The sequence below is a fragment of the Flavobacterium sp. CYK-55 genome, assembly GCF_018413465.1.
In the GTDB taxonomy this organism is placed as follows: Bacteria; Bacteroidota; Bacteroidia; order Flavobacteriales; family Flavobacteriaceae; genus Flavobacterium.
Window position 1 is genome coordinate 1 of the sequence record NZ_JAHCDK010000019.1, and the last position, 11,018, is coordinate 11,018.

General features: G+C 30.9%; 8 protein-coding genes. All 8 read right to left on the minus strand.

Annotated elements, in window-relative coordinates; genetic code table 11:
- Positions 1 to 376 precede the first annotated feature (376 nt).
- The 8 genes from KIH23_RS13465 to KIH23_RS13500 all read right to left on the minus strand — a co-directional run bounded on the left by KIH23_RS13465 (position 377) and on the right by KIH23_RS13500 (position 10,777).
- On the minus strand, positions 377 to 979 hold the full coding sequence (locus tag KIH23_RS13465) for an MltR family transcriptional regulator (RefSeq protein WP_213214028.1): 603 nt from the start codon (positions 977 to 979) through the stop codon (positions 377 to 379).
- A gap of 163 nt (positions 980 to 1,142) precedes the next feature.
- The gene (locus tag KIH23_RS13470) at positions 1,143 to 1,820 is read right to left on the minus strand and encodes a hypothetical protein (protein ID WP_213214029.1); all 678 of its coding nucleotides are present in this window, start codon (positions 1,818 to 1,820) and stop codon (positions 1,143 to 1,145) included.
- 688 nt (positions 1,821 to 2,508) lie between these two features.
- A complete protein-coding gene (locus KIH23_RS13475) occupies positions 2,509 to 3,813 on the minus strand; it encodes a HEPN domain-containing protein (protein WP_213214030.1) in 1,305 nt (434 codons plus the stop codon).
- Between the two features lie 202 nt (positions 3,814 to 4,015).
- Positions 4,016 to 6,439, minus strand: a complete 2,424-nt coding sequence (locus KIH23_RS13480) for a TonB-dependent receptor domain-containing protein (RefSeq protein ID WP_213214031.1) — start codon at positions 6,437 to 6,439, stop codon at positions 4,016 to 4,018.
- A 91-nt stretch (positions 6,440 to 6,530) separates the two neighbouring features.
- Positions 6,531 to 7,565, minus strand: coding sequence for a helix-turn-helix domain-containing protein (locus tag KIH23_RS13485; protein WP_213214032.1), 1,035 nt, complete (start codon positions 7,563 to 7,565; stop codon positions 6,531 to 6,533).
- Between the two features lie 219 nt (positions 7,566 to 7,784).
- A complete protein-coding gene (locus KIH23_RS13490) occupies positions 7,785 to 8,570 on the minus strand; it encodes a hypothetical protein (RefSeq protein WP_213214033.1) in 786 nt (261 codons plus the stop codon).
- 175 nt (positions 8,571 to 8,745) lie between these two features.
- Positions 8,746 to 9,084, minus strand: a complete 339-nt coding sequence (locus tag KIH23_RS13495) for a DUF4160 domain-containing protein (protein WP_213214034.1) — start codon at positions 9,082 to 9,084, stop codon at positions 8,746 to 8,748.
- Positions 9,085 to 10,162: 1,078 nt separating this feature from the next.
- On the minus strand, positions 10,163 to 10,777 hold the full coding sequence (locus KIH23_RS13500) for a SatD family protein (RefSeq protein WP_213214035.1): 615 nt from the start codon (positions 10,775 to 10,777) through the stop codon (positions 10,163 to 10,165).
- Positions 10,778 to 11,018 lie beyond the last annotated feature (241 nt).

Sequence of the window (11,018 nt, forward strand, 5' to 3'; positions counted from 1 at the left end):
CTTGTTGCGAAGCAAATTAATTTAAGCGCTGTTGACACACAAAGTTTGCGTTTCGTTTTCGTCTCGTTTTTCAAGTAAAGTTTTTACGAAATGATTACAGAAAGCAGCGAAATCTCCGTTTTGAAAAAAGCTTCAAAAATTCACGACAAAGTTGAGCAAGAATTTCAACAGCGCGATTTAGAAATTCAGATTTGCAATTACGGAAGTTGTTTTTTTGCGGCTCGAAAATGCGCTTGCAGATAACGTTTTGCGGCCATGTCTTGTGGCGGAAAAGCGAGCCGCGTACGCTCCGCTAAGATAGAATTTTGTTCGTGAAAAATAGGCTAGAAGCTAAGAAAATAAAGCCATAAGTCATGACCGCTGTTGTACGCAGTTTCTATTTTTCCAGCTCCTCAATTACATCTCTAAATTTTTCCATATCGGTTTCTGAAACCTTTTTTATCAATTCAAACTCTTTTTCTTTGGATTCCAATCCTTGAAATATTCCTAAAAGATAAAATACAGTTGAGATAAAAATGCTTCTATTAGTTTTAGCAGATTTTCTAGGTTTAAGTTTTAATAGATTTACTCGCTTACTAATTTCATTACTTTCAAATGTTATCGGTTCATAAGAATGAGCGAACAAATTTCTTATTTGTCTTATTTTTTGAAGTTCTTCAAACTCAACCTTGTCTATTAAACCTACAGAATATGAAATGCTCAATTTATTTGAAAAATTTCCTAATGGACCGTTGAAGTCAAATAAAAGCTTTTTATGATTTTTAGATCCAATAAGCTTGTTTGATAGGCATTTTTCAATTGATTGTTCTAAAAATGAAACTGCTAATAACGCACACCCTCTGTCTGTTTCTTCGTTAAGTGAAAACCTTATGCTTATATTCTCATGCATAATTTTTTCTAATCCAGGATTCTCTTTATCAAGTTCTTTAATAGTAGCTAATAGAACTTTGAATTTATTTGCATAATTTTTGTCTTTCATTCAGATGTTTTTTGGAAATTGCGTACAACGGTTTGCGGCCATATCTCGTGGCGTAAAAGCGAGCCGCGTACGCTCCGCTAAGATAGAATTTCTACGTGAAAAACAAACTTCCGGCTAAGAAAATCAAGCCATGAGTTATGACCGCGGTTACCTGAAGGCCAATCTAGTAAAAATCTAATTCCGTTGAATTATTATAGGCAACTTTCATACCTGTAATTTTACAATCTAGTAAGAAATCAATTAATTTTTCTGAGTAAAAAGGCTCGCCCGCTCCTTGAATTTTGATTATATCCTTACCAAAATGCTTTTCAGAAATTGAAATTTTTTCAAATCGATGTACTGGATTTTTTTCATTAAAATCTCGATATTCTTCTATGCTTTTAATATTATGATGTGTGAGAATTCTAAATCCTGTAACAACTTTTGACTTTTCATATTTGATTTCATCCAAGCGAATAGTTTCAATAAACATTAGATAGTATTTTACAGGAATCTTTTCTATTATTATTTCGAACACATTATGTTGACCAATATTAAAAGTTTTAATTATATCAATAAATTTTTTACTGAATGCTAGGTTAAGGAAAGATATACTTGGTGTATAGCCCATAACATCAGTTATAGTCGCTTTCTTCAATAATTTTGCTGTTATTGACGGAATAGCAAATTTATAAATCTTATCCTGTTCATTCCAAATGTTTGAATTTTTATAATTGAAAAAGCTAAGAAATTTTTGCGAATCAATATTGTTCTGCATTTTCAATTTATCAATTTCTATTTGATAAAGTCCATCTTGTACTCCAGTGACTTCAACATCTAATCTAACTTGATAGTATTTCATTTGCGATAATTTTTTATGGCTTTCAGGTAACGTTTTGCGGCCATATCTTGTGGCGGAAAAGCGAGCCGCGTACGCTCCGCTAAGCTAAATAAAAAACGTGAAAGCTGAACATAAAGCTAACAAAATCCAGCCATAAGTTATGACCGCTGTTATAAGTTCGGCGCTTTCTATGGACAAAGTTTGCGCAAAGTTTTTTACACAAAGAATTGTTTAGCCAGAATTGCCTCAACATAAAGCTTGAAAAAAAGAAAACTTGTCGGCGCAGCCGAAATAAAATAAGCGCTGTTGGCACACAAAGTTTAGATTTCGTTTTCGTTTTGTTTTCGTCTTGTTTTTCACGCAACGTTTAGATTTCGTTTGCGTTTGGTTTTCGTCAAGTTTTCACACAAAGTTTGTCCAGATTATTTTCCAAAAAGCAGCGAAATTTCCGCTAGGAAAATTGCTTCAAAAATTACCGACAAAGTTGAGCAAAATTCAACAGCGCGATTTAAAAAGTCAGATTGGCAATTGCGGAAGTTTGTTTTTTGCAGCTCGTAAAATGCGCTGACTTATAACGGTTTGCGGCCATATCTCGTGGCGGAAAAGCGGGCCGAGTACGCTCCGCTAAGATAGAATTTCTACGTGAAAAACATACTTCCGGCTAAGAAAATCTAGCCATGAGTTATGACCGCGGTTATAAGCCGTTTCTTCAATAAATGATGTCTTGAAAAATTGAGTCAACATATCTTTCCCAATATTTCATTCTAATGATTTGTTTATTTGTAGTATCGTTAGCAGGGATACTATTTTCTACTATTTTTTCGAATTCAGGGAATTCCAATATTAACTTGGCCATTGTTTGTCTTACAGTTTCCAGTAAGTTGGGTTCGGTAGTTTCAAAGTCGTAATTAATTGAGACGGCTTCTCCACTGTGTACAAAATTATTTCGCTTTTGATATAATTCGTCTAAATTTCTTGAAATACTCTTTTGCTCATTTTTAGGAAAGTTCAATAAGCGAGGAGTTATTGCTGCTATTCTCAGTCTTTTTTCGTTTCTATTTCTTGTCAAAATACTTTCGCCAATTGTCATTGTTATTATTGTTGAGATTGAATTATTTTGTTTAATTGATTCGTTGTATAAGATCAATGAATTTAAAAAGGAGAGATTAAAGTCATCCAAGTTTCCTTTAAAATATATTCGTTGGATAAATAATTTAAATTCATTACTCAGCTCCTTGTCCTCAAGCCAGTTTAGGTCGTAAGGTAAACTCACATCAAAATTTAAAGGTTTGTGGTTTTGCCTCCAGTTCTCTTTAGAATAGATGGCAAGGTGGCTCGCTTCTTTCAGTCTTTTCTGCCCCCAAAAATCCAACAGAATAGTGGTTCGATCTTTTTTAGAATTATATATATTACCGAAATAGAAACATCTTATGGAATAGATTACAATCTTTGCAATATTTAATGCACTGTAATGAATCGTGCTTGTATGTTCGGTTTGCTTAATACATAAAAGAGGATATTTTAAAAAATCCGGAGACCTTGATTTTTCTGTGTGGTCAACAATCCAATTTGTTTCTTTAATGGTCTTTTTTGCAAACTTTGCAATAATTTTTAATTTATCTGTTCTCGAATAGTCTTCTGGAATCAAAATTAGATTATCGATTTTAATTTGATTACAGAATTTGGCAGAAGGAATAGGAACAATTATAAGATGTTCAGCTAAGTTTTTAATTAGTATTTCTTGTAGGTTTGAAGCTATTGTTTCTGCTTCATCTTCATTTATTACAAGTGGGAAATTTTTAAATCTGTCAAGTATTTCTTTCTCGATGCCATATGTCAAAATATCCCCATCGTATATTTTTTGAATTTCTGGAATATTATATAGGGCTTGAATTAAGTTTTGATAGGGTTTGTCTTGGTAATCACTTTCTATTTTTCCATCTTTAATATTTTTGTTTCCAAATGCGTTTAATAGCGCGGCCAATTTCTTTTTATCTGATAATGTTAAGTTCATTTGCTTAATGATTAGTATGGTAGCGGTTTTCTGAAATGGCTTATAACGGTCTGCGCATAGACGCGCGTTGCGGAACAGCGAGCAGCGTACGCTCCGCTAAGATAAAAATATTACGTGAAAACCAAACATAAAGTCAACAAAATCAAGCAATGGCGTTTATGCGCTGTTACCTGCTGGCGTATTTTCCGTATTGCCCTTTCCGTTAAAATTTATAACTATATCCAAGCCTTATTACTTGTGTTTCGTAATAGTCATTACTGGTATAATTAAAGCCTTGTCCATTGATTTCTTTTTTGATTATCATTGTGTTTAGCAAATCTGATGCGTTAAAAAAGAGCTCGCCTTTCCCTTTTTGAATTGCTTTTTTTAGTCCAAGGTCTAATGAAAACCTTGATTTAATTTTTCCTTGTGGAATAATATCGGGCGCTAAATAAATACCTGTTAATTGAACATCCATGTTTTTTGGAAAATGAAACTTATTGTTCAATTTAATATTTCCAGAATATATTTCTTGTTTATCTGCTGAAAATCTATGTTTAGTAGGATATTTGTTTTCAACAGTAAATGCATCAATTTGATTTCTGTATGAGTTTAAATTAATATTGAATGCGTACAATTTAGAAATTTCATGTGCTAAAACCATTTCAATTCCTGTGTTGTAACTTTTATTTACGTTTTGAAATGTTGCATAAATTAAATTACTTGGTGGAACAGTACTAGAAATTCTTGTAATCGTTCCATCAGCAAATCTGTGATAAATAGCATTGTATAAACTTCCTTTCTCCCAACTTTTTTTATAGCCTAATTCTATCGAATTTGTAAATTGTGGTCGCAATGCAGGATTCCCAACTTTAATTATTTCTGCATCGTCGTATTTTGGAAAAATACGAATATCAACTTCGTTAGGTCGGTCAACTCTTCGGTTGTAGAAAATAGAAACTTTGTTATTGTCGTTAATTTTATATGCCAAACGTAAATTTGGAAATGGTTGTGTGTAATGATAACCATCACTTTTATAAACTATATGATTAGGATTAACATCATATTGAATTTTCACATACTCAATTCTTAAACCTAGTTCGGCTTCCCATTTTTTGTTTTCAAAAATGTAGTTTCCATAAATGGCAGGAATTAATTCTTTGTACTTTGCCCAACCGCCTGCATTGGTGTCTAAAACTGAATTTACACCGGGAATAAATTGCATATTTGTCGGGATATTTCTGTTGCGAAGTTTTATGCCTGCTTCAATTCGTCCGTATTTATGTGGTTTTACGTAGTCAAAATTAAAATCATAAACTTGTTCGTCTGACAATAATTTAAAAGCATCGGTTCCTGTGGAAGTTGGCAAATAATTGTCGTAAAAATATTTTTCGTCTTCTCTGTGAAAAGTGTAATTGAAACCAATATTTAGCAAATGTCCTGCTTCTTTAAATTTGTGCTGATAATTGGCAGTTGCCATAATAGTTGTTTTCAATTCATCTTCTAAAAACTGCCAAAGTCTATTTCGTTGTGAAAAGTCTCCATTAAAAAATGGTTGGTCTCCTCTGTCAATTATTTTTTCACTTCCAAAAAGTCCTGAAATAGTCAAAGAGTTTTGGTCGTTAATTGCATAATCAAAACCACTTTTCAATGTCGTAAAATGTGTGTTTCTGTTGCGTTTTAATTGTGAATTAATTACATCGCCATTGTCGTAATTTCTTGTTACAAATTCATTTTTGTTAAGCGTTTCAGTATATAAGTAATCGCCTTGAAAAAAGAGATTGACTTTGTTTTTTCTATAATTGAGTGAAACGCTTGGGTTGAATTTTGGCGTAAAAGTATATTGTGGTCTTATGGTTGGTAAATTTTCTTTTCGCACCCAGAGTGAACCTACACCTGTTGTATAACCAATCTTCCCATTAAAACCATCCTTTTTGTTTTTTTTGTAAATAATATTGATAATTCCTGCGTTTCCATTTGCATCATATTTGGCTGAAGGATTGTTGATGATTTCAATTTTTTCTATCGCAGATGCAGGAATATTATCTAACCCTGTTTGGTTTCCAAAACCTGTCAAAGCTGTTTGTTTACCGTCAATTAACACTGTTACTTTATCGTTTCCTCGCAACAGTACTTTTCCGTCTTGTACTGTAACACTTGGCAAATTTTGAATTGCTTGTAATACAGAGCCGCCACTTTGACTGATATTATCTTTCAAAGAAAATGTTTTTTTATCCATTTTCTCACTTATCTCGGAAGTTTTCCCTGTTACAACAACTTCTCGCAAAGATGTTGATTCTTCTTCTATCTCAATATTTTTAATGTCAAGATATTCTGTTAGATTACCAACAAACAGCGATTGTTTTGTTGTTTTGTAGCCTATATATGAAACTTCTAAGTAGTAGTTTCCGGATTTTATTTTTGATAATGAAAATCTTCCTTCTTCATTGGTAACTGTACCGCTTACAAAACTGCTGTCTTTTTCAGTTTTCAAAACTACATTCACAAAAGATAAAACTAATTTGGTGTTTTTGTCTTTTATAAGTCCCGAAACGGTTACGCTTGTTTGTGCGTTTGAGATTGAGAAGAATGAAAGTTGTAAAATCAAAAAATATAGTACTTTTTTTGATGCTTTTTGTAAAGACATTTTTGATCAATTTTTAAATTTTGCTACAAATAAAGTGAGCAACAACGAGTAAATAAAAAAAGACAAGTGCAGAATAATTTTTTTGCACAAATTACTTGTTTTGTGCGAGATTTTTTTTGAATTGAGTTGGCGTTAAGCCTTTGGATTTCTTGAATATAGCATTAAAAGAAGATTTAGAATTAAAACCTACCTCTGTGGCGATTCCTAAAAGTGTAAATTGATTATTTTGGTCATTTTTTAGGCGTTTTATAAATTCTTCTACTCTGTATTCATTGATGAAATCTTGGAAATTTGTTTTCATGTGTTCGTTTAAAACTTCCGAAATATAATGTTTTGGAATATTGAGTTCGTTTGAAACATCTTGAATGGATAATTTTCCATTTAAGTATAATTTATCGATTTCCATTGAATTAATTAAATCCGCCTTATATTGCTCAATCAGTTTTGTGTTCAGATTAGAATTTTTGTATTTGCTTATTTCGTTTTTAGGCAAAATATATTTGTTATTAGTCAATAATTTAAAAGAAATAAAGTAGAATAGAAAGGCGACAATTAATAAAAGATAGGAGTTAAAGTTCTGATTACTGAAAAAAGATAATTCTTTCAATCCAATTATTTTAAGAGTATCATTTATACAAGAAAACACTAGTAAAATAACAATTGGAATAACAAAATAAGTAGTCCAAATTCTTCTTTTATTCGTAAAGACAGAATGTAAAATTGAGACGAGATAAATCACAAAAGTTAGTTCCAAAATCACTTCTAGAATTTCAATATTAAAGTTTTCTTTGGGTAATTTTATTTCGAGTACTTCAAGAATTAAATATAAAATGTTGGGAAGGAAAAATAGATAATTGGATTTTATAAATTTTTCTCTTTCACTTTTGTAATACTTGAAAAACAAAAATAGAAAGGTTACAAATAAGGTGTTATCAAAAAGAAACCAATCTGTATTTTCAATAAACAGATTGCTTTTGTCATCACCCAATATGTAAAGTAAAACAGAGACTAAACTTCCAAAGAGCAACCAAAAAGTAGTTTTTTTGTAATCTTTCCGATTTGTAAATAAGACAAAAACAACAAAAATCCCTTGTATTATAGCAATGATTTGAATCGTCTGGAGCATTGTTTTACTTAAGTTTTTTTGGGCGAAAGTAGTGAAAATTTCGTTATTTTTTAGATGTTCGTGTCTCTCGGAACGCTTGCAGGTAACGTTCTCTTGCTAGGCGCGCGTTGCGGAACAGCGAGCCGAGTACGCTCCGCTAAGATAAAATTTTCTCGTGAAAAACAAGCGCAAAGCCAACAAAATCAAGTAATGGCGCTTAGCAAGTGTTGTGCGATCGGTTTATTTTACTAGTGAGATATCAAAAATTGATTCAAACTTATCTATAATAATCTCAGTTGAATCTTTAAAACATTTTCTTTCAAGAAAAATATATTTATCATTATAATATTTTATTTCAATTTTTTTATTGTTTGGGCATTCATATTTTTCTTTTAAAAATTTAAAGTTGATTGATTTATTTTGATTGTTTGTATAAACAGAAACTAAAATAAAAGCTGCTAAGTTTGAAATAATTAGTAATGAAATAATTATTTTGTCATTTTCTCGCCTTCTGAAAAAGTACTTGTAATTACTAAGTAATCCAATAAAAGATATAAGAATTCCAAAAAAAAGAATCATAATCATTAATCCTAAAAAAATTAATTTTATTGCGTCGTCGTTCAAACCATTATTATTATGAGGGATAACTACAGTAATGAAAAAGTATAAAGCATAACACACTAAGATTAGTAGGATTAAATATATAAATCTACTTTTTAAATTTTGTTTAGCTTCTACTTCAGTTCTATATTTTTCTTTGTCGGTGTCAGTTGACATTTTTGCTCTTTCAATTTTATCACTTAAACCAATTACAGAATATAACATTAAAAACACTATGCTCAAACACATGTGAATTAAGCAAAGTATTCCATCGGAAATTGCTTGTGTTGGAGAAAAAAAGCGAACAAAATTGGGTGAGATTAAATATAAGTTAATGAATTGAGAAAGTCCTCCAACTAGTAATGGAACAAAAAGAATTAAGGATAAATATTTATTTATAGAATCTAAGTATCTTTTAAAATCCATTTTTACTTCGTATAGTTAAAACTGTCGCACAACGTTCTCTTGCTAGGCGCGCGTTGCGGAATAGCGAACCGAGTACGCTCCGCTAAGATAAAATTTTCTCGTGAAAAACAAGCGAAAAGCCAACAAAATCAAGCAATGGCGCTTAGCAAGTGTTATGCTTTGTTGCTTTTTTATTTCAGTTTAAATTTTTCTTACTCCAAATCATTTCAAGTACTTTTTTACCTTTCGGACTTAAATAAAAAGCTTTAATTTTTTTTAAATCTTTTGAGCTTATTTCACCGCTTATTAATTCACAATCTTCAATTCTGAATTTAGCATCAATATTTAAGTTTTTCGTTTTTACATGAAAATGTGGTGGATTATGATCGTTGGAATAAATTATAACTTGTAAATCATTAATAGTTTTTACCCGTTCTTTCGTTGCGGTGTAAATTTCTTTTAAATGAATTTCTATGGACTCATCGTCAAGTCCAAGATAGTATAATAATAAGTCTTTCAGTATTATTTCTTCCATTTTTTTTGTAAACGCAAAGTTTTTTGCAATAAGGCATAACGGTTGCGGGTTTGCTCAGTCACGGTAATTTGGAACAGAGTATAATCCGTTAGATGAAACAAACATATGGAAAATATATCTTTCTTGAACACTGATGCAGTTATTGTGCAAACCTGCTGTTGTGCGGAGTTGACACTACAAATCCCTAATAAAAAAATCTAGTTACCGTATTGTTTAACAATGAGATAGGTCATTCTTCTCAACGTAGTTGCCAGTAAAAACGTTAGATAAATGATTTCAAATTATTTGTTTTATGTCTGATAAATCACAGTAATTTCAAATCTCATTGGTTGTTTTTTTTGCTTTGCTGCGTTAAAAGAAATTTAGTTTATCCGACAACAAACGTTTAATGTCTTTTAAGTTCACCAGTAGACTTGATACTCAATTTTATTTCTTTTAACTTCGCCAAGCTTTTGTCTAGCGCTAGCTATGAAAATGCAATTTTCAGCTATCTCATAGCCAAAAGCTTGAGCTGGAAAATCAAACAATCTTTTCCACCGCAAAGCAAAAAAAGCGGCCAATATTTATCAACGTTTTTGCTGAGCAATTGCGCACAACGTGTTGCGCATAGGCGAACGTTGCGGAACAGCGAGCAGCGTATGCTCCGCTAAGATAGATTTTTTACGTGAAAACCAAGCATAAAGCTAACAAAATCCAGCAATGGCGCTTCATGCGCGGTTATGTGAAGGCTTTTATTTTACTAAGCTTTTATATAAGAATACATAAAAAATTGCCACTATAATTGAGACAAAGTTTCCGAACAAATAAAAGTCATTATATGTCGATTCTTTAGTTTTATCTTCTTCATTATCTCTCTTCAATCTAGTTGCTAATTTAAGTGTTCCAAATAGAGTCAATGCGTGTGGATATTCATTTATTAATGATACCATTAAAAATATACGTTCTATAATTCCCTTCAACAGAGATTTGTAATCAATTATTACACCTTGCCTAATTGATTTAGGCGTTATTAGATAATAAAAAATGCCCAATAAGCATTCTGCACATAGAAATATAATTACAAAATAACAGATATCATTCATTGATTTATAGCAATTAGTTTAATTATGTTTTTAATTGAAAAATAAGATTCAATATTAAGTGTTTTTTCTCTTTTCCATAATTGAGATCTTGTTTTATTCATTGTTTCGGATACAATTTTATAATCTCTAAATTTTAAAAAATTTGAAACAACTTCGTAATCTTTATTGATGTTCCATTTTTCAGTTATGTTTTGAAATATTTTAAAAGCGTCTAATAGAATAGAATTTTGTATTTCATTTTCTAAAATAATTTTGAATCTTGACTTATCACTTTTCGATTCATTTAATATATATCTTGCTTCAGTTAGCCCCGAACCAAGCATCTCGTATGCTATTTTTTTATTTAAAGGAGTTTCTATTTCGCCTTGGTTAAGAATATATCTCAATTTGAAATCTAGTTTTCGGTGTATAATTATTTCCTCAATATTCAAAATTATATTTACCGCAGTTGATAAATCTTTCAGGACACATTGAAATTCATCACCAAGTGTTATAGTCAATGGTGATAGTATTTCATCAGCATATAAATCATTGATTTCATGAGCCAATTCTTTAAAATCAATCATTAACTGATTTTGATTTTTTTCTCTACTGGCAATTATATCTGCCATTAATATATAATGTTTCATTATAAATGAAAATAAACAATTTGTTTCAAAAATAGTGAAATTATATTAGTTGTTTCAAGAATAATGAAATTTTTTGTATTTGGTTTCATAAGCTTTCACATAACGGTTGCGGGTTTGCTCAGTCACGGTAATTTGGAACAGAGTATAATCCGTTAGATGAAACAAACATATGGAAAATATATCTTTCTTGAACACTGATGCAGTTATTGTGCAAACCTGCTGT

Coding starts and splice junctions, on each gene's coding strand:
- KIH23_RS13465 (WP_213214028.1), bottom strand. CDS start 979: ATGAAAGACAAAAATTATGCAAATAAATTCAAAGTTCTATTAGCTACT.
- KIH23_RS13470 (WP_213214029.1), bottom strand. CDS start 1,820: ATGAAATACTATCAAGTTAGATTAGATGTTGAAGTCACTGGAGTACAA.
- KIH23_RS13475 (WP_213214030.1), bottom strand. CDS start 3,813: ATGAACTTAACATTATCAGATAAAAAGAAATTGGCCGCGCTATTAAAC.
- KIH23_RS13480 (WP_213214031.1), bottom strand. CDS start 6,439: ATGTCTTTACAAAAAGCATCAAAAAAAGTACTATATTTTTTGATTTTA.
- KIH23_RS13485 (WP_213214032.1), bottom strand. CDS start 7,565: ATGCTCCAGACGATTCAAATCATTGCTATAATACAAGGGATTTTTGTT.
- KIH23_RS13490 (WP_213214033.1), bottom strand. CDS start 8,570: ATGGATTTTAAAAGATACTTAGATTCTATAAATAAATATTTATCCTTA.
- KIH23_RS13495 (WP_213214034.1), bottom strand. CDS start 9,084: ATGGAAGAAATAATACTGAAAGACTTATTATTATACTATCTTGGACTT.
- KIH23_RS13500 (WP_213214035.1), bottom strand. CDS start 10,777: ATGGCAGATATAATTGCCAGTAGAGAAAAAAATCAAAATCAGTTAATG.